15 protein-coding genes are annotated in these 23,515 nt (G+C 60.2%); 6 read left to right on the forward strand and 9 right to left on the reverse strand.

Annotated features, from left to right (window positions below; translation table 11 throughout):
* Window positions 1-210: 210 nt before the first annotated feature.
* Complete coding sequence (locus HUV26_RS06785; protein ID WP_174409366.1) at window positions 211-2,628, forward strand: methyl-accepting chemotaxis protein; 2,418 nt, start codon at window positions 211-213, stop codon at window positions 2,626-2,628.
* Between the two features lie 83 nt (window positions 2,629-2,711).
* On the opposite strand, the gene HUV26_RS06790 is transcribed toward HUV26_RS06785, so the two are convergent.
* Window positions 2,712-4,853: a bacteriohemerythrin gene (locus HUV26_RS06790; RefSeq protein ID WP_174409367.1), complete on the reverse strand. Its 2,142-nt coding sequence runs from the start codon at window positions 4,851-4,853 to the stop codon at window positions 2,712-2,714.
* 240 nt (window positions 4,854-5,093) lie between these two features.
* Here HUV26_RS06790 and HUV26_RS06795 point away from each other — a divergent pair, with 240 nt between their 5' ends.
* Window positions 5,094-6,629, forward strand: coding sequence for a YifB family Mg chelatase-like AAA ATPase (locus HUV26_RS06795; protein ID WP_174409368.1), 1,536 nt, complete (start codon window positions 5,094-5,096; stop codon window positions 6,627-6,629).
* Window positions 6,630-6,717: 88 nt separating this feature from the next.
* On the opposite strand, the gene lepB is transcribed toward HUV26_RS06795, so the two are convergent.
* The 3 genes from lepB to HUV26_RS06810 all read right to left on the reverse strand — a co-directional run bounded on the left by lepB (window position 6,718) and on the right by HUV26_RS06810 (window position 10,855).
* Window positions 6,718-7,371, reverse strand: a complete 654-nt coding sequence (gene lepB / locus HUV26_RS06800) for a signal peptidase I (protein WP_174409545.1) — start codon at window positions 7,369-7,371, stop codon at window positions 6,718-6,720.
* 77 nt (window positions 7,372-7,448) lie between these two features.
* On the reverse strand, window positions 7,449-9,254 hold the full coding sequence (gene lepA / locus HUV26_RS06805; protein ID WP_174409369.1) for a translation elongation factor 4: 1,806 nt from the start codon (window positions 9,252-9,254) through the stop codon (window positions 7,449-7,451).
* Window positions 9,255-9,523: 269 nt separating this feature from the next.
* Window positions 9,524-10,855: a radical SAM/SPASM family putative metalloenzyme maturase gene (locus tag HUV26_RS06810; protein ID WP_174409546.1), complete on the reverse strand. Its 1,332-nt coding sequence runs from the start codon at window positions 10,853-10,855 to the stop codon at window positions 9,524-9,526.
* A 490-nt stretch (window positions 10,856-11,345) separates the two neighbouring features.
* On the opposite strand from HUV26_RS06810, the gene HUV26_RS06815 reads away from it, so the two are divergent.
* Both HUV26_RS06815 and HUV26_RS06820 read left to right on the forward strand, forming a co-directional pair.
* Window positions 11,346-12,068 (forward strand): S26 family signal peptidase, encoded by a 723-nt coding sequence (locus HUV26_RS06815; protein ID WP_174409370.1) that lies wholly within the window; start codon window positions 11,346-11,348, stop codon window positions 12,066-12,068.
* Window positions 12,069-12,424: 356 nt separating this feature from the next.
* Window positions 12,425-13,342, forward strand: coding sequence for a hypothetical protein (locus HUV26_RS06820; RefSeq protein WP_174409371.1), 918 nt, complete (start codon window positions 12,425-12,427; stop codon window positions 13,340-13,342).
* Between the two features lie 9 nt (window positions 13,343-13,351).
* Here the strand turns inward: HUV26_RS06820 and larC are convergent, their stop codons facing one another.
* Window positions 13,352-14,554, reverse strand: a complete 1,203-nt coding sequence (gene larC, locus HUV26_RS06825; protein ID WP_174409372.1) for a nickel pincer cofactor biosynthesis protein LarC — start codon at window positions 14,552-14,554, stop codon at window positions 13,352-13,354.
* Window positions 14,555-15,139: 585 nt separating this feature from the next.
* On the opposite strand from larC, the gene HUV26_RS06830 reads away from it, so the two are divergent.
* Window positions 15,140-15,820 carry a CBS and ACT domain-containing protein gene (locus HUV26_RS06830; protein WP_174409373.1) on the forward strand — a complete coding sequence of 227 codons (681 nt, stop codon included), beginning with the start codon at window positions 15,140-15,142 and terminating at the stop codon, window positions 15,818-15,820.
* A 416-nt stretch (window positions 15,821-16,236) separates the two neighbouring features.
* The gene (locus HUV26_RS06835) at window positions 16,237-16,554 is read left to right on the forward strand and encodes a TusE/DsrC/DsvC family sulfur relay protein (RefSeq protein ID WP_174409374.1); all 318 of its coding nucleotides are present in this window, start codon (window positions 16,237-16,239) and stop codon (window positions 16,552-16,554) included.
* A gap of 264 nt (window positions 16,555-16,818) precedes the next feature.
* Here the strand turns inward: HUV26_RS06835 and HUV26_RS06840 are convergent, their stop codons facing one another.
* From HUV26_RS06840 to HUV26_RS06855, 4 genes are all read right to left on the reverse strand, one after another.
* Window positions 16,819-17,094 (reverse strand): hypothetical protein, encoded by a 276-nt coding sequence (locus tag HUV26_RS06840; RefSeq protein WP_174409375.1) that lies wholly within the window; start codon window positions 17,092-17,094, stop codon window positions 16,819-16,821.
* 281 nt (window positions 17,095-17,375) lie between these two features.
* The gene (locus HUV26_RS06845; RefSeq protein ID WP_373869054.1) at window positions 17,376-18,614 is read right to left on the reverse strand and encodes an ABC transporter substrate-binding protein; all 1,239 of its coding nucleotides are present in this window, start codon (window positions 18,612-18,614) and stop codon (window positions 17,376-17,378) included.
* Window positions 18,615-18,990: 376 nt separating this feature from the next.
* A complete protein-coding gene (locus HUV26_RS06850) occupies window positions 18,991-22,203 on the reverse strand; it encodes a PAS domain-containing sensor histidine kinase (RefSeq protein WP_174409376.1) in 3,213 nt (1,070 codons plus the stop codon).
* Window positions 22,204-22,572: 369 nt separating this feature from the next.
* Window positions 22,573-23,289 carry a FadR/GntR family transcriptional regulator gene (locus HUV26_RS06855; RefSeq protein ID WP_174409377.1) on the reverse strand — a complete coding sequence of 239 codons (717 nt, stop codon included), beginning with the start codon at window positions 23,287-23,289 and terminating at the stop codon, window positions 22,573-22,575.
* Window positions 23,290-23,515: the final 226 nt, after the last annotated feature.

The raw sequence follows: 23,515 nt of genomic DNA on the forward strand, positions 1-23,515 counted from the left end.
ATGCGCTGACACCCATGCCCCCGCCGGGTATAATGATACTCTTTTTCTGGAGAGTTTTCGGGGGCAATCACGGCGAGATGCGTTCGCAACCATTCCTCCTGCCGCCATGGCGTTTCCTGCGGCTCTCCGTGTACGGGAATTCTATAATATGTCCCCGTTCACCACATGCAGTACCGTACGGTATAACCCTTTCCCTTGAGGAGAAACAGCATGCGTCTCATATGGAAGCTCTCCATCCCCCAGGTTCTGGTCGTGCTCGTGCTGGGGCTGATCAGCTACCTGACCATCCACGCCTCGTTTTCGGAAATGAAGCAGCGCTACGTCACAGACCTTGTGGATATCCGCTTCAAACGCATTGCGGCAGACGTGGAAACAGGGGCTGCGGCTGCCACCAATCTGGCGGCCATTTTCGCCCGCATCCCGGAAGTGCTGGATGCCTATGCCATTGCGCACAGCGGGAACATGGACGATGAAAACTCCCCCCATTCACAGGCAGCGCGCGAACAGTTGCGCACCGCCCTCGCTCCCATGCTTGACAGCTACAAGGAGTTCGCGGGAGAGGGCATGCAGCTGCACTACCACCTGCCCAACGGACGCAGCCTTGTCCGGCTGTGGCGCGACAAGCAGACCCGCGTGAAAAATGAGTGGGTAGACATCTCAGACGACCTTTCCGGATTCCGGCCCACCGTCATGGATGTGAACCGCAACGGCAGGGCCGTGCAGGGCATAGAGGTGGGCAGCGGCGGCTTTGTGGTGCGCGGTGTTGTTCCCGTGCGCACGGCGCAGGGCAAACACCTCGGCTCGGTGGAAATGCTGCACAACTTCGACGCCATCCTTGCCGCCGCCACAGAGGAAGGCATGAACGAGATGGTGCTCTACATGAACGCCGACCTGCTCCCCGTTGCCACCGCCATGCAGGATACCGCCAAGTTCCCCCATGTGGGCAACTTTGTGCGTGCCACCACGCCGCGTGATGCGGAAATTGAACAGATAGTCACCGCCGACCTGCTCACGCGCGGGCAGAAGGAACGCACCTTCGCCTTCCACGGCTCACTGGCGCTTGCCACCTCTCCCATCACCGACTACCGCGGTGCCCAGATAGGCGTGCTGGTCTGTGCGGTGCGCATGAACGCCCTCACGGCGCTGGCAGCCCGGGCGGATACCACCCTCGCGCTCATGCTGGCGGGCATGGCCCTTGTGCCCATGCTCATCTTGCTGGTGGGTCTGCGCATGCTGGTCACGCGCCCGCTCACTGCCATCAGAACCAAGATTCAGGATATAGCCGAAGACCGCGCAGACCTCTCGGAAAAAATCGTCTGCCGCCAGAAGGACGAAATAGGCGACCTTGCCAACTGGTTCAACACCCTCACCACCAAGCTCGCCTCCATGTTTGACAAGATGGAAGGCTACGTGAATGTGCTGAACACCGTGCCCGACCCCATCTTCGTGGTGGACGAAAACTACAAGATGCTGATGGCCAACAAGGCCACGCTGGACTTCTTGGGCATGAAGGAGTCCGACCTTGCTTCCTGCCGCTGCCATGAACAGTTCGATACCGCCGTCTGCAACACGCCGGGCTGCCCCATTGATCTCGTGAAAAAGCTGGGCAGGAAGGCAGAGGCAGAAATCATTGAACTGAAGCGCGACGGGCAGAGCGTGTTCATCAAACCCTCGGCCAACATGCTCAAGGATTCCAAGGGCAACAAAGTCGGCTACGTGGAAGTGGCCCGAGTGGTGACCGATCTTGTCCATTCAGAACGGGAAGTGAACGATAAGCTCGAGCGCATAGCCAAGGTCAATGCGGCCACCCGCGAGGCAGCGGCGCAGCTTACCGGAACCACCGGCGGACTGACCCGGCAGTTCGACGATGTGCAGAACGCACTGGAACGGCAGCAGAACCGCCTGCACGAGACCGTGGCCGCCATGGAACAGATGAACGCCGCCGTACAGCAGGTTGCCCGCAGTGCCTCAGATGCTGCGGAGCAGTCACAGTCCGCACGCCAGCAGGCACTGGAAGGTGCAGGCATCGTAGAGCAGTCCGTCAGCGCCATCCTGCAGGTGAGCGAGCAGGCTTCCGCCATGAAGGTGTCCATGCATCAGTTGGGCAAGCAGGCAGAAGAAATCGGCGCGGTGCTGGGCGTTATCTCCGACATTGCGGACCAGACCAACCTGCTGGCCCTGAATGCGGCCATAGAAGCCGCCCGCGCGGGCGAGGCAGGACGCGGATTTGCCGTGGTGGCGGACGAGGTGCGCAAGCTGGCGGAAAAGACCATGCAGGCCACCAGCGAGGTGGAAAGAGCCATTGCCTCCATCCAGCGCGGCGCGCAGGACTCCATCCGCATGGTGGACGACACGGGCGGACTGGTAGAAAACGCCAGCGGCCTTGCGGAACGCTCGGGCGAGGCGCTAAAATCCATTGTCGCGCTCGTCACCGCTTCGTCGGATCAGGTGCAGAGCATCGCCACGGCTGCGGAAGAGCAGTCCACCACCAGCGATCACATCAACCGCACGCTGGATGAGGTGGCGGATATGGCGGCCGATGTGGGCCACCGCATGGAAGACTCCTCGGTTTCCGTCAAGGAGCTTGCCACCCTGGCCACCCGGCTGGATACCCTCGCCGCCGGCTAAAGCCGGTATCCATCAAAAAATCAGCCGCCGGATGCCATGCACCCGGCGGCTTTTTTTGTCACAACGGTACGGTTCCCTATGGCCTACCGCACACCCTTGGAGCGCAGAAACTGCGAGTAGCGGCGGTCGGTGCCGTTTATGTGCTTCATGAGCCATTCCTTCAGGAACCGCATCACGTCCATGGTCACGGTCACCTTGCCGGACTTCAGCCCCTGCTCAAAATCCAGCACCTTGTCCACAAACTTCTTGTGCTGCGCCACATGCTCCTTGGTTTCCGCATAGCCGTAGCGGGCAAAGAGGTCTTCTTCGAACTTGAAGTGGGTAACGGTGTAATTCTTCAGTTCGTCCACAATGCGCTCAAGCTCGTTCTTGCTGCGCCGCTGCTTCATGGCCTTATGCAGGCTGTTGATGAGATGCACCAGCCGCTTGTGCTGATCGTCAATGGACGGAATGCTCAGGGAAAGATCGTTCGTCCACGTAAACAGCTCGTCCGATTCCCCGGTATTTACCCCCGTGGCCTTGCCTGCGGCAAGGGACTGGATAACCGTATCCAGTTCTTCCACCAGCCCGGAAATCTCCACAAGCGCACGGGCAGAAACCGCCATGCCCTCCGCCGTCTCAGAGGCAACCCGCGTCACTTCGGACACGGCGCGGTTTATCTGTTCCGATGCGGCAGACTGCTCTTCAGACGCCGTGGCAATGGAGGAAACCTGCATGGCGGTCTCATCCACTATATGCACAATCTCATCCATAAACCTGCCGGATTCGCTGGCAGCCTCCGTGGAAACCACAATATCCTGCGCAGCCAGTTCCACGGCCTGCACGTTTTCACGGGCGTGGCTCTGTATGCGCTGCACGGCATCGCCCACCTCCTTGGTGGCATGCATGGTCTTCTCCGCCAGCTTGCGCACCTCGTCCGCCACCACGGCAAACCCTCGCCCTGCCTCGCCCGCGCGGGCGGCTTCTATGGCCGCGTTCAAGGCCAGCAGGTTTGTCTGGTCGGCAATGTCGGAAATGGTGGTCATGATCTGGCTGATGGAATCCGCCTGCTTCCCAAGCTGCCCCATGGTCTCCTTCAGAGACATAATGCGCTGCTGAATCTTTTCTATGGAATCCACAGCCTTGCGCACGCCCTTCGCGCCCGTCTCCGCGTTATCCTTGGAGCGAGCGGCAGACTGCGCCGCGCTGGAGGCGTTCTGCGCCACCTCGTACACGGTGCCGTTCATCTGTTCCATGGCCGTGGCGGTTTCCGTCATGCGGTCGCGCTGCACGTCCACACCCTGATTCACTACCTCTATCTGGTGCGAAAGCTCCTCAACGGAGGCAAACACCTTCTGCGAAACGCCCTGTGCCTTGTTGGCCACGGCAGACATGGTGTCAAACAGCGTCTGTACCGTTTCGCGCTGGGTGCGGGCTTCTTCAAGGGCGGCCTGCGTCTCCTCGGCCCGCGTCTGGGCCTCCCGGCCATAGGCGTCCGCCTCGGCCATCTTGGCTTTCAGGTTGCCCACCATGACCTGCATGTCTTCCCGCAGCGAAAAGAGCTCATGCCGGTAGTCTCCTTCCGGCACGGCATCCAGATATCCCTTGGCCACGGCCTGAGAATAGGCGCGCAGCCTGTCCATGGGGCCGAACATATCCCTGCGCAGCCCGAACAGGATAAGCAGCAGCGCTATACCGCCCGCAGCGGCCACCACCGCCTGAAAAATCAGCAAGCCCTGTACCCGGCCTTCCGCGTCATGCTGCAGAATGACCACGGCTCGGTTCATGGCCGCCACCACCGCATCGCTCTGCGCGGGAATGGCCCCCCCTGCCTGCACGTCTCCGGCAAGGGCCTTTTCCACCGTATCACGCAGGCTGCGCCACGCCTCCTGCACCTGCCGCAACTGGGCTGCGGCCTGCTCGCCCGCTGCGGGCAGCTTGGCGGCAGGGCCGGACTGCGCCAGCGTGAGCGGTGCCGCCCCGCCGTTCAGCAGCGCCGCCTGCGAGGCATCAAACACACGCACGGCGTTGTTCATGGCGTCACGGTGCGCCGTGTTACGGGTAGACAGATACGCCAGCGCGTCCTTGGCAATGGTCTGGCTCAACATACGCTGGCGACCGGCAAGGTTTATGACCAGTCCGTCGTCCTTCTGCGCAGAAGTCACAACCCATGTCCCCAAAAACATGGCCACAGAAATCAGAATCAGCAGCACAACGGATGCGATAATTCTTGTCTTGATAGACATGGTTCCCCCAACTGAGTGTCTCGCACTGAGTGTCTCGGGCTCAGTGAATCGCAAAGACGAAATGTCTCTGCGTAGACGAATATAATGAGAGCAAATCTCATTAGCAACCTAAATCTCAAATTTCACAGAATAGATTAGTTGCAGTTGCAGAGAATGCACTATATCCTCCCGTGTGTCTTACCGTCGGTCTTATCGGCAGAGTCATGAATTGCAAATAGGTTACGGACAAAGCGGGATTGCATGATTGCCAGAGTTGCCTGTGCCGCCCTGTTGGGCATAGACGCCTTCCGGGTGGATTTGGAAGTGGACCTCGCGCGGCAAGGATTGCCCGCCTTCACCATGGTCGGCCTTGCAGAAGGAGCCGTGCGCGAAGCCAAGGAACGTGTCTTTGCCGCCCTGAAAAACTGCGGCCACAGACTGCCTCCTTCACGCATCACCGTAAACCTTGCCCCGGCAGACAGACGCAAGGGAGGCAGCGGCTACGACCTCCCCCTCGCACTCGCCCTGCTCGGTGCCGCAGGCGTGCTCCCGCAGGAAAAGCTGGAAGGCTGGCACGTGGTGGGCGAACTCTCGCTTACCGGAGAACTCAAGCCCATTCCCGGCATCCTGCCCATGGCCATCCTTGCCCGCAACGAAGGGGCAAAGGGATTCATCGTTCCGGCGGATAATGCCGCCGAAGCCGCGGTGGTGGAAGGCCTGAACGTCTACGGCGTCCGCACGCTGGGCGAGGTGGCGGGCTTTCTTTCCGGCGAAACGGCCCTCTCCCCCACAATTTCAGACCCCGCCGACCTGCGCTGCGAAGCCGCACTGAGCTTTCTGGACTTCTCCGAGGTCAAAGGGCAGGAACACGCCAAACGCGCCATAGAAATAGCCGCGGCAGGCGGCCACAACTTACTGTTCCTCGGCCCTCCCGGCAGCGGCAAGACCATGCTCGCCCAGCGCATCCCCACGGTGCTGCCCCCGCTCTCTTTCGAAGAGGCGCTGGAAGTCACCAAGATTTACTCCGTGGCAGATATGCTGGGGCACAACCAGTCGCTCATGACCACCCGCCCCTTCCGCTCGCCGCACCACACCATTTCCGATGTGGGCCTCATCGGCGGCGGAGCCTACCCGCGTCCCGGCGAGGTCTCGCTCTCCCACCGCGGGGTGCTGTTTCTGGACGAACTGCCGGAATTCAAAAAGCCCGCGCTGGAGGTCATGCGCCAGCCGCTGGAATCCGGCAGCGTCACCATTTCCCGTGCGGCCATCTCCCTCACCTACCCGGCAGACTTCATGCTGGTCGCCGCCATGAACCCCTGCCCCTGCGGCTACCAGACCGATGACCGCCACGCCTGCGTGTGCAGCGACTTCCAGATACAGCGCTACCGCGCGCGTCTTTCCGGCCCGCTTCTCGACCGCATAGACCTGCATGTGGAAGTGCCCGCCGTACCCTACGAAGACCTGCGCAACGAAAGCCCCGGCGTAACCTCCGCCCAGATGCGCACCCGCATAGAAGCCGCGCGCCGTCTGCAATCAGCCCGGTATGAGGGCACTCCCTGCGTGACCAATGCAGACCTCTCCGGCAGATGGCTGGAAGATTTCTGCCGTCTGGGCGCGGCAGAGCACACCTTTCTGGGCAAGGCGGTCAACGCCCTCGCCCTGTCCGCCCGCGCCTACACCCGCATTCTGCGCATCGCCCGCACCATAGCGGACCTTGCGGAAGAAGAATCCATCGCCGTTCCCCACATAGCGGAAGCCATAAACTGCCGCACGCTGGACAGGCAACACGCCGCCTGACCCGCCGGCAGAACGGCAGACACAGCAAAAAAACCCCGCCCGGTCAGAAACCGGACGGGGTGTATGCGTTCCAAAACAACGGCTGCCGTTACAGATCGTGCACAGACCTGCCTATGCGGTCCCAGCGTATGGAGCTTATGCCGTCCATGGACCAGTAAAGAATGAACGCCTTGCCCACAATGGCAGAACGATCCACAAATCCCCAGAAGCGGGAATCATACGATTCATCGCGGTTGTCACCAAGGCAGAAATACTTGCCGTCCGGCACCACTTCCGGCCCAAAGTCGTCACCGGGACCGGGAAAACTGCGCACATACTGCACATACGGCTCATCCTGCAACTCGCCGTTCACATACAGCTTCTTGTCGCGCACCTCCACCGTATCGCCGGGCAGTCCCACCACCCGCTTGATATAGTGGATGGACGGGTCCTTGGGATACTCAAACACCACTATTTCGCCCCGCTGGGGGTCGTTCATCTTCACAATCTCCGACCCGAGCACAAACGAATGGCGCGACCACCACGAATTGCCGGAAGGATTGGTCTCCTTCACGGCCAGCGGCAGCCTAATGCCGTAAGTAAACTTGTTCACCAGCAGGTAGTCACCTATCTGCAACGTCTGGAGCATGGACCCGGAAGGAATGGTAAAGGCCTGCACAATAAACGAGCGGATGAACAGGGCCAGCAGAATGGCTACAAACAGCGCCTCAAAGTATTCCGCAATGCCGCTTTTCGGATTTATATCAGACATGTATGCTTCCCAATGCGTACCGCCCGGCATGCGCCGGGCGGGGTGATGATGCCAAACAGGGCAGAGTACTAGTCCTCTCCCACCTTGAGGGCGGCGAGAAATGCCTCCTGCGGAAGCTCCACGTTGCCCATGCGCTTCATGCGCTTTTTGCCTTCTTTCTGCTTTTCCAGCAGCTTGCGCTTACGTGTAATGTCACCGCCATAGCATTTGGCGGTCACGTTCTTGCGCAGCGGGGCGTTGCGTTCCCGCGCAATAACCTTGGTGCCAATGGCTGCCTGAATCACCACCTCGAACATCTGCCGGGGAATGGTGCTCTTCAGCTTCAGCGCCACGGCACGCCCATGGTACTGGGCCTTGTCGCGGTGAACAATGATGGAGAGCGCGTCCACGGCTTCGCCGTTGATGAGCATATCCAGCTTCACAAGGTTGGAGGAACGGTAGTCTATGATCTCGTAGTCCATAGAAGCGTACCCGCGCGTGTACGATTTCAGTTTGTCAAAGAAATCATACACTATTTCCGCAAAGGGCAGCTCGTAGGTAATGATAACCCGGTTGGTGGTCAGATACTTCAGGTCCTTCTGAACGCCGCGCTTTTCTTCGCACAGCTTAAGCACGTTACCCACGTACTCGTCCGGCACGTGAATCTCGCAGCGCACAAAGGGCTCGAACAGGGTGTCTATCTTGGTGGGGTCCGGCAGCTTGGCGGGGCTGTCCACGTCCATGGTCTTGCCGTCCACGGTCTTCACCTTGTAGATAACGGAAGGCGCGGTGGCGATAAGGTCCACGTTGAATTCGCGCTCCAGCCGCTCCTGAATGATCTCCATATGCAGCAGCCCCAGAAATCCGCAGCGGAAGCCGAATCCCAGCGCCTGCGATGTTTCCGGCTCGTAGGAGAAGGCGGCGTCGTTGAGCTGCAGCTTTTCCAGCGCATACTTTAGCGGCTCGTATTCGTTGGCGTCCGAGGGGTACAACCCGCAAAAGACCATGGGCTTCACCACCTTGAAGCCGGGAACAGCCTCTGCGGCAGGATTGCTCACCAGCGTGACGGTATCGCCCACCTTGGCATCGCCCAGTTCCTTGATGGTGGCGCACAGATAGCCCACCTCGCCCGCAGAAAGACTCTTCATCTCCTTCATTTCCGGGCTGAAGGCACCCAGCTTGGTCACCTCGTAGTCCTTGCCCGTGGCCATAAGGCGAATCTTGTCCCCCTTGCGCACGGTGCCGTCCATGATGCGGAACATGATGACCACGCCCTGATAGGAATCGTACCACGAATCGAATATCAGCGCCTTGAGCGGCGCATCCGGCTCACCCTCGGGCGCGGGCAGCCGCTCCACAATGGCTTCCAGCACCTGCTCCACGTTCAGGCCGGTCTTGGCACTCACGCCAAGGGCGTTGGTGGTGTCCAGCCCTATAACTTCCTCAATCTCGGTCTTCACCCGGTCAATTTCCGCGCTGGCAAGGTCAATCTTGTTCAGCACGGGAATGACCTCAAGGTCGTGGTCCAGCGCAAGATACACGTTGGCAAGCGTCTGCGCTTCCACCCCCTGCGAGGCGTCCACCACCAGCAGCGCGCCTTCGCACGCCGCCAGCGAACGGGAAACCTCATACCCGAAGTCCACATGGCCGGGCGTGTCGATGAGGTTGAGAATATACTCGTTACCGTTCTTCGCCTTGTAGGGAATGCGCACCGCCTGCGCCTTGATGGTAATGCCGCGCTCGCGCTCTATGTCCATGCGGTCCAGATACTGCTCCCGCTTGTCACGGGCCTCCACAAGGCCGGTGATGTCCAGAATGCGGTCCGCAAGGGTGGACTTTCCATGGTCTATGTGCGCTATGATGCTGAAATTGCGTATGTGTTCCTGTTTCGCCATATCTCTCTCGGACAGCACTCCCGCAGGGTGCCGTACCTCCTGTTAATGTCGCCGTTATGTCGTCGTAACTCTCCGGCCCCGCCTGCGTCCCGGAACGCATCCCTGCGGAACTGACAAGACTGCCCGCACATCCCGCACCCATGTAGACGGGAACACCAGCAGAACATCCCTCTATACGCCATTCCGGTGCGAAAGTCTAACCCTGTCCACGGCCCTCCGCACCGGGGCATTCCGGCCATCGGATAAGCCCGCTCCGGCGTGCCCGGACGTCACAACAGGCACTGCAACCCGCCAAGACACCACGGGCAATGCCCGCAGGGCACGGTCACTCCGTGGCAGTCCGCCTCAAAGGGGCCCATCTCGCCGGTCATGTCGTCGCACGGCCCCATCGTGCAGGAGGAGCAGTCCGGGTAGTCATACGCGCACACCTCCTGCCGAAAACGACTGTACTCCGCCGACCGCCAGATATCTTCCAGCGGCTGCTCCCGCACGGAACCGAACCGCTGGGGCCGCACAATCTTGCGCTGCCCGTCCAGATGGCAGGAATAGGCGTGCCATAAAAAATAGCAGGGATGCACGCCCCCGTCGGAGGTAATGAAGACGCTGCCGTCCTCCACAAAATCGCATCGCCGCTCCGCCCGGGTGGAAACAGCGGGCAGCCGCACCTCCACGCCGCATTCTTCCCCGGCTTCGCGCGCCCGGTCAAACACCGCCGCCACCTCTTCATGGAGCAAGGTGTCCGCCCGCGCCTCACGCTCTATAAGGCGCTTCAGATGCAGATATATCCCCTGTTCGCTGGCCTCCTGCTGCATTGCCTGCACCAGCGCCACCAACCGCTTTTCCTCTTCGGTACGGTGAAAACGGCGGAAAATGGCATAATACTCGGCAAGGTTCAGCCCCTGCGCTGCCGCAGCATCCCGCCAGCGGCCATACAGGGCGCGGGCTTGCGGCGTATCCGGCGTAAAAACAGATTCCTCCGCAGCGTGGACGTCATAGGATAGCACATGGCTGGCAAGCAGAAACGATGCCCCCTGCTCCCCTGCCCAGCGCACCACGTCAGGCAGCTCATGCAGGTTCTTGCGCATGATGACAAACTCCGCCCCGATGCGAAAATCCTTCCTGCCCGTGTTCTCGCGCGCTTCGCGCAGCAGGCGGAAAGCACGCTCAAGCCCCGGCGTATTGCCGCCCCCGTGCAGCGTATCCCGCTCCCGCAGGGCAATGGAATCCACCGAAAGACACATGGTGTCCAGCCCCGCCCGCAACAGGTCCGCGGCAAGTCCGGCAGTCAGCATCAGCCCGTTGGACTGAAACCCTATCCACGCACCGGCGGGCATACGGCTGCGCGCACGGGCCACCATCTCAACCAAATCGGGATGCAGCAGCGGCTCGCCTATGCCGTTGAGCAGCAGGGCACGCACATGCGGCAGCACGGAATCCAGCCGCGCAAACGTCTCAAAGCTCATGTCGGCGTCTTCCAGGCAGTTGCCCTGCGTGTGCTTCATGCACATGGTGCAACGCAGGTTGCAGCGGGTGGTTGTCTCCACATACAGCCGTTCGGGATACTGCCCGGTATCAAACAATTCTGCGTCCGCAGAAGTCATAATGCTCACATATCCTCCGGTATCACAGCTCCGGCTGCGTGCAGGCGGGTCTTCCCGCCCGCAATGTCTCGGGCACCCCGTCCCGGCGTTAGCCATCTCGCCACGGGATTACCCGGCCACCCGCACACGCCGGATACCTGAAGGCATCCGGCTGCCGCAGTTGGGGAAATACACAATACACGGTGAAAACAGGTCCCGGCACGCCCTTCCTGCCTCAGCACCGTTCTGTCTGATAGGCACGGATGCCCCACAAGGCAAGCCTCGCCAAGTGACAAGAGGACAAGGGGACAAGGGGACAAGAAGACAAGAAAGCAGGGAGAGAACAGGAAGCCCAATACCGAAGATCAATAATTGATATTGACATTCATTACAAACTCATTCACGCATACGCCATACCCGCCGAAAAACACCGAGTGCGACCCTTCAGGCCCCTACGCAGGCTGTGTCCGGCGGCATCTTCCCCCTACCGGCGGGATAAAGAGGAACACCAATGGCAAAAATCATCCGTTTCGCCCTGTCTCTCCTGTTTCCGGGGGTTGGACAAATGCTCGGGAACAACTGGAAAAAGGGAATCCTCTTCTTCCTTCCCATGGTGCTTGTAACGGCATTGGCAGGCGCTGCATCCCTCCACTCCGGCAATGATACAATACTGCTGCTCATGCTGCTATTGGTGCCCAACATTGTCTTCCGCATATGGGCTGCCTGCGATGCCGCAGCCAGCAGCGCCCTTCCCGATACACGCATACGTCCGACGCAAAAAGTTGCCATCATAACCTGCTGCATCGCGCTTTCTGTTGCGGTAAACGCGTACGGTGATGAAGAAAGGATCACATCCTTCAAGATGGCCGCCGGAAGCGAGATCATGGAACCGGTTCTCCCGGCAGGAGCCAGAATCCTTGCCTCAGGCCCCAATCACTGGAAGGATGATACGCATACCGGCGACTTCGTCATCGTCCGCGTCCGGAACGCGCACTCCCGAAATGACAATCATTTTGTGCTAAAAATCCACGGCGTGGCAGGCGAGCCGCGCCCTCTCTCCGCCACTCCGGGTACGCCGGACACGCCGGAAGGGCCGGAAAACATGATACCGGCGGGGCACTATCTGGTCGGTGCCACAGACCCCCAGCGATTCCACATCATTGTCCCTGAAGAGGATATCCGGGCAAAAGCGCTGTGCGTGTACTGGCCTCCGAACATTGCCGAAAAGCTGTGACCCCGGTCCGGAAACGCCTGCTCCGCGGCACAGCATGTACAACGTTTTTTTCATGCAGCGCCCCGCCCCCTCTTGGCTTTTCCGAAACAGGCATTAGGTATCACAAAGTTCTTCTGCGATGCACACCCCGCACACGCCGGAACACTGGACAAACGGGAAAAAAAATCGCAGTCTGAAAAGAACCGCACAAGGCAGCCCCTTTTTGCGGGCATTTCCGGCACCGCGCCGTGCCTGTCCTGTGTGTTTTCCTGCGGCTCACCACAAGCGCAGGAAACCGGCAAAGCAGTTGAGGCAACGCATACGGCACCCGCCGCCGCGTACCCACAAACCGACAACCTCCTAGACAGGAAAGGCCCATGGATTCTGCATCGGACATACCCGGCAGTCCGGTGGCATGGAACGGAGTATTCCTTACCGTGCCCAAGGACTGGACCCCCGCGACCATTGAACCCAGATATATCTCGTTCACACGCAACGCCACGGCCACGCTCGAATGCAAGTGGAGCCCGGAAACAGGCACCATCTCGCTGCCGCGTAAGCGCAAGGCCCTTGAAAGACAGATGAAGCGGGCAGAAGGATTCACCTTCGCCCCGCAAGCCATTCCGCCGCACTGGCTGCGCGCGCTGGAGCGGCTTTCCGCAGACTTCGAAATTCTTCCCTTTGCCCACGCGCTGGGCACCGGCGCGCTCTGTCTGCACCGGCCCACCAACACGTCCCTGCTCCTGAACTGCTACATCCGGCCGGATGAACCGCAACACGACCTGCATGCCGTTCTCGCCAGCCTCGGCGTTTCCGCCCCCGGCACCCCCGTCCCCTTTGCCATTCAGGACATGCAATTCACCGTTCCCGCAGGATACGTGCTGCAAAAAGCCGAATTCAACCCCGGCAACACCTGCCTGCGTTTCGCGCGTGAGCGGTGCACTCTTACCGTGCAGCGGCTCACCCCGGCCAACGTCGTGCTGCAGGGGCGGCCCTTCCGGGCGTGGATTCAGGAAACGCAGGATGTCCCGCTGTCTCACATCCGCAAAGACAAAACCACCCTGCCGCAAGGGGCGCACAAGCGCTACCTGTGGCGGACTACCCCGCGTCCCTCGCTGCTGCAACGGCTCACCAGCTTCAGGAACGGGCTCAAGTCCGCCCGCGCCATGCAGGGCACAGCATGGGTCGCGGACGAAGAGAACAAGCTGCTGCTGGTAACGCACGAATCAGCCACCACCAGCCACTGCGACGAACAGGCCTTCCGCACCCTGTGGCAGAGCGTGCGCGTGTTCTGATGCCGCGCCCTATTCCGGGGAACCGTCCCCCGGAGTCTCCTGCCCGAACAGCATGGCACGCAGTTCGGGCAGGCTGCGCCCTGTTTTGCGTGCAAAGGCAGCCATAGCCTCGTGCTCCGGCCGCGAGACCGCCACATCGCCCAGCGCATACTCCTTGGTCGCCAGCGGCCCGAGACTCGTCTCGCGTACCCCGCCGCGCCGCCGCACCAGCACGCGCTCCACGCGGGTGCGGCGTATGCCCAGCGTGTGCGTATGCCGGAAAAAGGACTCCTGCACCCCGGCCAGCCGCGCAGGCTCGCACAGCACCCGCAGCACGCCGCCGGGCCTGTTCTTCTTCATCACCCCCGGCAGATACAGCACATCCAGCGCCCCCGCGTCCATGAGCACCCCAAAGCAGTATCCCAGCTCCTCGCCGGAAAGGTGGTCAATATTGCTTTCCAGTTGCACCACCTCATCACGCTCCAATCCCTCCTCAGCACCGGCAACTCCGCAGGCAGCGCGGCATGGCTGCGCTTCCAGCAGCAACACCCGCAGGCCGCCGCCTGAATCACGGCTGCCGTAGCCCAGCCCGCTGCGCAGCAGCACCCCTTCCGGCCCGTCGGCAAACCGGTCCGCCATCGCATCCACCAGCAACGCCCCCGTGGGTGTTATCATCTCCTGCGTGAACCGGGTGGGATACACGGGCTTGCCCTCCAGCAGACGCAAGGTCGCAGGGGCAGGCAACGGCATGGTACCGTGGTCGCACTCCACAGTGCCCGTGAACCACGGCAGCGGCGAGCAGACCACCTCGCCAACCTCCAGTTGCTCCAATGCCCAGAAGCAGCCCGCCACATCCGCCAGCGTGTCTATGGCTCCCACCTCATGAAAATGCACCCGTTCCACGGGCACGCCGTGCACAGCCGCCTCCGCCTCTGCCAGACGGCGCAGTGCCGCAGCGGCACGTCCGCGCACAGCGGCAGAAAGGGGCATCCTCTCCAGAATATCCGTCAGGTCAGCCAGATGCCGCAACGGCTGCGCGTCATCCCACACCACATCCATGCGTCTGCCTGCCACTCCGCTCCTGCACACATCATGCACCTCCAGCCGGGCGGCTATGCCCGCCCCGTGCAGCATGTCCTGCAACGGGGCAAAATCCACACCCATATCCGCCAGTCCCGCCAGCACCATGTCTCCGCCCAGCCCGTAGGCACAATCCAGATAGAGTGAACGCATTCCTTTCCCCATTGTCTGCCAGCGGAAAAACCACTTCCTCAGACGGTCTGAATAATACAAGGGTCACAGTCCTCACACAAACCTGCCGCCCATATGCACCCCATACGGGCCTTCCATACACCCCATATGCGCAATACCTGCGCCCTGCATTCAAAAAAGCGCGCATGAGTGCGCACGGATACGCACGGGTACGCACGGGCACCGGAGCAATCCCCATCGACACGCAGAACAACCGCTCTCCCGCCGTCCGACACAACAGTGCCGCTACAGCCCCGATACAGCGCTGTGCGGCCGACAAAGGTGCCGGGCAAAGCATCAGGGCACGGCATCTGAGCAAAGCATCTGGGCACACCATCTGGGCAAAGCATCTGGGCACGGCATACTTGCCCATGCCCCCGTTTCTCCCGCTGAAAGGCGAGGAATTTATCTTGTTTGCCGCGCAAAAACGTGATTATACTAAACGTAAAGGAAATGAAACCAAAGGCATATGTGCCTATACCCGCAGCCTGTGCAGTTCCGCCGCGTTCCGCCGGACAACGTACCGGCGCAACCGGCTGACAACAGGAATTTTTTAGGAGGAACCCCATGCTTATCAGAGACTGGATGACCAGAAACGTCATCACCATAACCCCCGAAACGTCCATGATGAAGGCCTCCAAGCTGCTCAAGGAGCACGACATCAGCCGCCTGCCCGTAGTGGATGACGCGGGCCGCGTGGTGGGCATCGTTTCCGACCGGGACATCAAGGAGGCCTCGCCCTCCAAGGCTACCACCCTCGACGTACACGAACTCTACTACCTGCTGTCCGAAATCAAGGTCAAAGACATCATGACCGTAGACCCCTACTGCGCCAAGGAACTGGACACGGTAGAAAACGCGGCCGTGACCATGATCGGCAAAAAGATAGGCGGCATGCCTGTGGTGGACGAAAACGGCCACATTCAGGGAATCATAACCGACAGCGACATCTTCGAGGTTCTCATCACCATCACCGGCGTGCGGTACGGCGGCGTGCAGTTCGCGTTTGAACTGCCCAACGAACCCGGCACCCTCAAGCCCATCGTGGACGCCCTGCGCGAATACAACGCGCGCATCGTCTCCATTCTCACCTCCATGGGCAACCGCGAAGGCAGTGCAGCCTTCCGCGTGGTGAACATCCGCATCATGCCCATGGAACGGGCCATTGAGAACAAGATCGTGGAAGACCTGAAGTCCCGCTTCAAAATGCGCTTCTGGGCGCGGGACAACGTGCATCCCCTGAGCTAGAACTTTTGTGATAAACCAACGGGGCGCGGCACACGCGCCCCGTTTCTTGTGCGGCCCCACCTTCGCGCGCAAGGCCTCCCCCGCGCCGCCGACATTTCAGGGGTTGAAATTCCAATTTCTTTGTGGCATGTAAGTCTTCGTTCACAGCGGAGCAGGACGCCGCCTTCTCCCCCGCTTTCAGGGGAACAGGTCGAGTTCAATTTGTTGCCGTCAACCATTGACAAAACCCTTTGTCCGGTTTTAAGCAAACCATGGTTGGTATAGAACCACCGTCCTGCTCTTGAACGGATCCGTGTAATCATCTGTGTGGAAACAAGTAGCGGATAGCTACTTACTTTGGTTGCCGCGAGCTGAATGGCTTTCGGCATTGTATAGGCTCGATACATCGCTGAAGAGCATGTCCAAGGAGGACACAAATGGCTAATGTTTCTTTTAAAGGCAAAGATTTCGAAGTTGATGAAGACGGTTTCCTCTTGCGCTTTGAAGAATGGTCCCCCGAGTGGGTTGACTTCGTGAAGGAATCCGAAGGCATCGCAGAAATCACCGAAGACCATCAGAAGATTCTCGACTTCCTGCAGGACTACTACAAGAAGAACGGCATCGCACCCATGGTGCGTATCCTTTCCAAGAACACCGGCTTCAAGCTGAAGCAGGTATACGAACTGTTCCCCTCCGGCCCCGGCAAGGGAGCATGTAAGATGGCTGGCCTGCCCAAGCCCACCGGCTGCGTGTAGTACGCAACGGCCTTCATGCGATTGCACGGCGGGAGCTTCGGCTCCCGCCTTTTTTCTTTTCCGCTGTCTGGCCGCAGACGCAAAACACCCCCGGCATTCCAATCAGTGCCGGGGGTGTTTGCACGCATCCCGCCGCATCAGCAATATGTCCGGCGAAATACGTTCGGTGTCATACGTCGTACGCAGGTCCGGAGCGGTCAGTGTTCAGCTGTCAGTAAATGCACAGCTTTCAGTGCTCAGCCTTCAGTGCCCGACGATCAGCGATCAGTGCTCTGTGCCGGAATCCGTCTCCAGCAACAGCCTGTTCCACTCTCTCTCCCGCGAAAGATGTTCGTTCTGCAACGCCGTTTTCACAGAATCCTGCGTACGGCGTACCGTGCCGAAAAGTTCCTCCACGTGCCCCACCAGCGAAACCATGACATCAGGCGGCACAATAAAATGCCCCTCTTCCGTCCGTTCCACATCCCTCAGGGTACCGGCAAACTCCGCAAAATTGCGCCCTAATCTCTCCAACATCTCGTCCATGGAATTTTTCACCACGGCTCCTCCTGAAAATACAATATCGTTCGGCAGTCCCTGTCGTGCCGCTCGGAAAACAGCGTAACGCCGGGCGCATGCGGCGGAACATTCAGACCGGGCAGCCATGAAAAGGCAGTTCTGCAAGCCCCTCTTCCGGCAGCCTGCTCCGTGCCATCGTGCACCTGTCCGAGACCCTAGTCAGGAGAGGTCGGACCAACAAGTATATTTTTTTCCCCACCTGCGGCCAAAGTTAGGAACATTCCCAAACATCCCGACAGGCGGGGCTATGAAAAAAACATCCGTCACTTGCGCAGCACATTGTCCAGCCACCCCTGCTCCAGCGCCTCCAGCCACTGGGCGGGAATCTCAGGCACTGCCACCGCTCCCAGAACCTCGGTTCCCAGCGTTGCCGCGCCAAGGTCCACCGCGGCAAAACGCGCCGCCTCTTCCGGCGCAAGCCGCTCCATGTCTATGGCGGGAAAATCCCCCCAGTTCGCAGGGTCCAGCTTGGAAACCTGCGCGTCGGGCGAAAGCAGAAAATTCATCACCACCAGAGCCCCGTTCACATTGGGCGCATTGAACGGAACAGCGGTAAAATGGGTGTTGAATATGGACCCTTCCCGCATGACAAACGTCCGCGTCGTAGCCGGATACGTCCCTTCCAGAATTCTGGACTGCGCATGCACCGGATGGTACGCCATCATAAAATCCACCTCTCCGCGCGCAAAGAGCAGTGCCTGTGCCGCAGGGTCTTTGGGGTACGTCTGCCCGCCCTGCCACAGATACGGTTCAATCTCATTCAGGTACGCCCACAGTCTGGGGGCGTTCCGGTCATACAGCTCCTGACTGAACCCCTCCATGTATTGCTCGTGTCCGCCCGTCAGGGCGTAAAACGCCTGCCGCACAAACGCAGACCCCGTGAAATCCGGCGGCTGCGGATAGGTGAACCTGCCGGGATTCACGCGCACCCACTCCTTCAACGCCTCCAGGGAATCGGGCGGAGTCGCCGTGCGCGAGCTGTCATATTCCAGAACGAACTGTGCCCTGCCGTATGGCGCCTCATAGCCGTCCACAGGATAGCCGAAGTCCGTAGCCGCCTCCGCAGGGTCCGCATAAGCCGCAAAATTGGGCAAAAGATGTGTCACCGGGCCGTATAACAGGTCCGCTTCGCGGGCATTGCGAAAGTTCTCCCCGTTTATCCATAACAGGTCCATGGTCCCCTGCGCCCTGCCCGCCGCCTTCTCCGCAAGCAGCTTGTTCACAAAAACCGGGGCGTCCATGGGCACACGTTCAAGCGTAATCCCGTACCGCCTGAGCACTTCGGGTGCCACATACTCGTCCACCCAGCGGTTGGCGTTGGCCATGCCGCCATACATATACCACGCCACCCGGCTGCCGCGCGCCTTCTCCAGAATCTCCTCCCAGCTCCCCCCTTCCGGGGCTGCCGCCTGCGGGCGCGCCTTGTCCTCGTCCGCGCCGCACCCGCCCACCAGCAGGCTGCCCGCCACCAGCAGGCACAGCAGAACCTTCTTCATCAGCATCCGGATACCCTCCCGTTTTTCCGTGGAACAAATAAAAAAAGCATGGCCCGGCACCTGTATGCCCCTGCCTTGCTCTACCAACACTTCCGGCATTTCCCGACATTTCCCGGCACTTCCCCGCACGTCCTCCCACATCCTCTCACGTCGAAGCACATCAGTGCACATCGGTGTAAACCGGGGACACCGGGGACACCGGGGTACATGTCACACATCAACGATTCAGAGTACGGCAGAGACCCGCCTCACCCCATTGGCAACCACCAATCAATGCCACAAATAGGCGACATCGGGCAACATAATAGATAGGCCCAAGAAATCCCGCCCGCACACCGGCACAGGAACTCCCCGGGGCACAGGAACTCCCCGGATCTCAGCGTCAGGCGTTACGCTGATACGGCAGGCGAATGGTGAACCGTGTTCCCCTGCCGGGAACTGTATCCAGACTCACCGACCCGCGATGATTATTGGTGATGATGAAGTAGGAAACAGAAAGCCCCAGCCCCGTGCCCTCTCCGGCCCGCTTGGTGGTAAAGAACGGCTCGAACACACGCCGGGCCACGGTCTTGGGCATGCCGGGTCCGTTGTCTTCCACCTCAAACACGGCCATGTCGTCCTGCACCATGGTCCGCACGGTAATGACGGGGTTCTCTATGGGGGGCGAAGCATCGCCCATGGCCTGAGCGGCATTTTTGAACAGATTCAGGGCCACCTGCTCTATCTCGGTGCGCACGCAGTGCACAGGGGGCATATCCTCCGCATACTCGCGGACAATGGTCACGGACTTAAAATCATACCGCTTGTTCAGGTCATAATCGGCCATGGCAAGGTCCAGCGCCCTGTCCAGCAGCTCATCAAGCCGGGCAGCCAGATAGACAGACTCCCCCCTGCGGCTGAAATCCAGCATGTTGGACGTTATCCGCGCCGCCCGTTCCGCACACTCCCGGATACCCGATAAAAACCGCAGAATTCCACGTTCTTCCAAATATTTCCGCACATCGTCCAGCGAAACGCCCACCTGCTCGGCGGCAGTCCTGTTCGCGGGCAGCTCCGGGTCGAGCCTGCGATGAACATTCTGATATCCCTGAAGAATACCGCCAAGCGGATTATTTATCTCGTGGGCCATCCCTGCCGCCAGACCACCCACAGAAGCCATTTTCTCACTCTGCACCATCATGTCTTCCATGCGCTGGCGCTCCGTTATATCCAGCGCAAACGAAACAATCTGCGGCAGCCCTTCCGCACTGGACATGAGCGAACAATGCACCAGCACGGTGCGCAGTTCATCGTCCTTTCGCCGCATGGTCCACTCGCGGCTCGCGTCCTCGCCTTCCTGCAGGAAAAGATGCAAGAATCTGGTGAATTCACTCAGATCTTCGTCCCGGAACAGCAAAGAAAAAGCCGTTCCCGGCATCTCCTGCGGCGCATACCCGAACAGGGCTGCAAACGCCGGATTCACATACACAAAACGCCCTGTGGCATCGCATATGGAAAGAGCAACGGGCGCCTTTTCCACAATACTGCGCAGATGCTGTTCGCTCCTCGCCAGCGCAGCTTCCACCTGCTTGCGCCGCGTAACATCGTAAAGTGACAGGAACAACCGTGTGCTTCCGTCCATTTCAATGGGCGCGGCATGCACCTCCACATCCTTCTCCTGCCCGTCCGCCGTGCGTTGCCGTGTTTCCAGAACATGCCCGCATGTACGCAGGGCGCGCCGGTACAAGGCCCGCACGGCAGCCTCGCCTGCCACGTGCAGGTCCCACAGGCTCATATTCAGCAGCGCGCTCCTGTCATGGCCAAAAAATTCCACCGCCGCGATGTTGGCGTCCAGAATGTCTCCCGTCTGCGGGTCAGCCAGCAGCTTGGCAAACCCCACATTCTCAAACATGCCCCGGTACAGCGACTCCTGCACATGCAGGGCCTCTTCCATCCGCTTGTGGCTGATGATGCGCGAAAGGGCAAACGCCGCCTGCTCAAACAGCGTCTCAAGTGCCTCGTCGTCATAGGCTTCCGCTGCAGAATTGTCATTGCGGGCAAAAAAAGCGCCGAATACAAGCCTGTTGTCCGGTTCGACAAAAGGCACAAAGCAGCCACGGCCCACAAGCCTTTCCACCTCTCTATCCCCCCCGAAAACAAGGGGATACGCCGCCACATCCGGCATCCGGAGCGGCTCGGCAAGGGTGCGCACATATTCAGTGTGCAAGGCGTGCTCAATGCCTGCCCTGAGCGGGTCATAGGTCTGCCCGCCTTCAAGGTGCCAGTGAATATCCGGTCGCGAACGCTTCTCCATGGTAACAGATACCGTGCACAGGTCCGGTGCGGCAGGCACTCCCGCCGTTCCACCACCATCCTGCCTCCTGTCCCCGTGTACACCTACGGGACACGAGGGCGAAAGCCCGAACAAGGCAACCACAACAACCGGAGCCTGAACAAATCCACTCGCATTCTTCAGGAAGACAGCCACCACCTCGTCCACGGTTTCCCTTTCACCCGCCTGCACCACGGTTTCCCGCAGCATCTGCATCTGGCGCGCAAACAGTTCACTGCCGCGCAGGGCTTCCACAGCCTCCATGCGCCTGCGCGAAAGCTGCACCACAAGCAGCAGGCAGCCGCCGGTCACAACAGAAAGCAACGCGGCTATCCACAACGCGTTTATCCTGTTCCGTTCCCATCCCGCCAGCAATGACTCCAGCGGATACGCGGCGGCAAAATGCACGGGCCAAACGCCCTCAACGGGCATAACGGCGATAACGTGGGTTTCCACATCCGTCACCGTGGCCCCTCCCAGTTCCAGAAACTCACGCGGTATGCGGGAAAAAGGGTAGACATCGCGCAGCAGAACAGAGGGAAGGACTGGGGCAGCCTGCCACACGGCATACAGGACGCCTCCGGTTCGTGAGGGCACCCGGTTTTGTTGCGAAAGACTCGCCCCTCCCGCCTTGAACAGCGCGGCAAAGGACAGCTCAGGGCCAAGCACGCTGCCGGCATGAACGCCCATGGGGGCCAACTGCAGTTCTGCCACAGCCACTCCCCGCGTTCCGCCCCTGCCGGCGAGGGTATTGTCCATCCGCACCGTCCGCCAGACAAGAACAGCGGGCTGCCCGTCATGCCGGTCCGCATCCCACGTCTCGGGACAGGCAAGCAGGCGCGTTTCACCTTCGTCGCCACCGTCATCGGGATCAATCCGGGCAAGGTCCGCGCAGGGCTGGCGCGTGGGCACCATGCTGTACAAGATAACGCCCTCTTCCCCGACCACATAAAAATTTCTCAGCCGGGAAAATTGCATTACACTGAAATGCATGGAAATTTCTTGAAGAAACACAGCAAGGGCACGGTCTGCGCCCCCTTCTGCATCGTTTGCCGGCTGGTTCCCCAGTGTCTCGGGAAGCTGCGCCAGCAGCATCTGGGCATGGCTCAAGTCGCGCGCAAGGTCCGCTGCCACATGCGCAGCATGAGCCTGCGCCCGGGCCTGCGCCTCCGCCACAATCCGGCCGCGTTCTGTCCGGGCATCTTGCACGGCATACCACGAGGCGCAGGCAAAAAAGCCCATGCCCGCCAGAAGCGCCAGAAAGATGCTGCTACCTCGATGCATACTCGCCGCTCCTCCCCCAAGCCGCAACCGCCCCTGCCCGCGCCCTGTCCGCCCTGTCCGCCCTGTCCGCCCTGTCCGACCTGTCCGACCTGTCCGGGCTGTCCGGGCTGCCCGTGCTGTTCCCGCAATGTGCCTGTCAGCGCAGAAGGCACCAGGACCATATCATATGCCTTTCACGATACGCCAAACAGCATCGCATGTCACCCGCCACACAGAAACATGAAGACACCAAGCCCCGCACGCGGCCAAGTGCCGGAAACAGTACATGAGCAGCCGTTTAAAAACGATCCGGCAGGTGCACTTCCAATACGGCAGACGGGCAGCAGGCGGCTGGCAGATACGGCAGATACGGCAGAATAAAACAGCCCGCTAATGGCCCAATTCTTTCAGGGCCAGCTGCTCCACATAGGCAATATGATCGTGCATTTCCCGGAAGGCGGCATCCGGGTCCCTCTCCTGCAACGCTTTAAGAATGCGTTCGTGCGTTTCTATGGCCCAGTCCCGCCTGTGGTCGTTCTGCAGGGTAAAGTCACGGCTCTCTTCCACAAGGTCATGAATACGGCTCACCATTTCCAGCAGCACGCTGTTCCCTGTGGCTGCCGCGATAAGCTTATGAAATTCGCAGTCCGCTTCAGACCCGGAGTTCCCCCCGCGTATTTCCGCTATCTGCACGTCCAGTTGCGCCCGCAGCCCCGCCAGTTGGGCATCCGTTACGTGGCGGGCGGCAAGCGAGGCTATCTGGGGTTCTATCAGCTTACGCAGCTCAAGCACCTCGGCCAGCTTTCCCCTGCACTTCTCCAGAGCAGTGGCCAGCGGTTCTATGACCTGCTCTTCCTTCTTCTCCAGCACATAGGTGCCGTCGCCCAGCCTGCTGGTCACTATCTGCTGCTGCTCCAGAGCCCGTATGGCCTCCCGCACCGAATGGCGCGAAACGCGGAATATTTCCGCAAGTCTCCGTTCGGCGGGCAACCTGTCGCCGGACTTGAGCTCACCCCGTTCGATCAGTTCGCGTATCTGGGCCACAATCTCCTCGTGCAGCCTGACCCGCCTCACCGTCTTGGGCGTCTCTTCTGTTCCCGGTTTCATCGCTTTCCTTCCTGTGCACCGGCAAGCATGCCCGGCCTTGCAATCTGCCGCAGCACGCCCGTGTGCCTTCTCGAATTGGTCCAACCGATATGGAGCGCAAAAATAAAGCCTGTCAATGGCAATTCGACATGCGCGAGCAGTATGCGACATATCCCCTGCCATCACAAGAGAATCCGATGACAAACGCAGAAATGTGAATTACAATTCACAAACAGGCCGCGCGACT

This window comes from Desulfovibrio psychrotolerans (genome assembly GCF_013340305.1).
Classification (GTDB): Bacteria; Desulfobacterota; Desulfovibrionia; order Desulfovibrionales; family Desulfovibrionaceae; genus Halodesulfovibrio; species Halodesulfovibrio psychrotolerans.

Excerpts from the sequence above, each read along its gene's own strand:
- larC (WP_174409372.1), bottom strand. The coding sequence starts at position 14,554 with ATGCGTTCACTCTATCTGGATTGTGCCTACGGGCTGGGCGGAGACATG.
- HUV26_RS06850 (WP_174409376.1), bottom strand. The coding sequence starts at position 22,203 with ATGCATCGAGGTAGCAGCATCTTTCTGGCGCTTCTGGCGGGCATGGGC.
- HUV26_RS06845 (WP_373869054.1), bottom strand. The coding sequence starts at position 18,614 with ATGCTGATGAAGAAGGTTCTGCTGTGCCTGCTGGTGGCGGGCAGCCTG.
- lepA (WP_174409369.1), bottom strand. The coding sequence starts at position 9,254 with ATGGCGAAACAGGAACACATACGCAATTTCAGCATCATAGCGCACATA.
- HUV26_RS06830 (WP_174409373.1), top strand. The coding sequence starts at position 15,140 with ATGCTTATCAGAGACTGGATGACCAGAAACGTCATCACCATAACCCCC.
- HUV26_RS06815 (WP_174409370.1), top strand. The coding sequence starts at position 11,346 with ATGGCAAAAATCATCCGTTTCGCCCTGTCTCTCCTGTTTCCGGGGGTT.
- HUV26_RS06795 (WP_174409368.1), top strand. The coding sequence starts at position 5,094 with ATGATTGCCAGAGTTGCCTGTGCCGCCCTGTTGGGCATAGACGCCTTC.
- HUV26_RS06835 (WP_174409374.1), top strand. The coding sequence starts at position 16,237 with ATGGCTAATGTTTCTTTTAAAGGCAAAGATTTCGAAGTTGATGAAGAC.
- HUV26_RS06820 (WP_174409371.1), top strand. The coding sequence starts at position 12,425 with ATGGATTCTGCATCGGACATACCCGGCAGTCCGGTGGCATGGAACGGA.
- HUV26_RS06785 (WP_174409366.1), top strand. The coding sequence starts at position 211 with ATGCGTCTCATATGGAAGCTCTCCATCCCCCAGGTTCTGGTCGTGCTC.
- HUV26_RS06855 (WP_174409377.1), bottom strand. The coding sequence starts at position 23,289 with ATGAAACCGGGAACAGAAGAGACGCCCAAGACGGTGAGGCGGGTCAGG.
- HUV26_RS06810 (WP_174409546.1), bottom strand. The coding sequence starts at position 10,855 with ATGACTTCTGCGGACGCAGAATTGTTTGATACCGGGCAGTATCCCGAA.
- HUV26_RS06790 (WP_174409367.1), bottom strand. The coding sequence starts at position 4,853 with ATGTCTATCAAGACAAGAATTATCGCATCCGTTGTGCTGCTGATTCTG.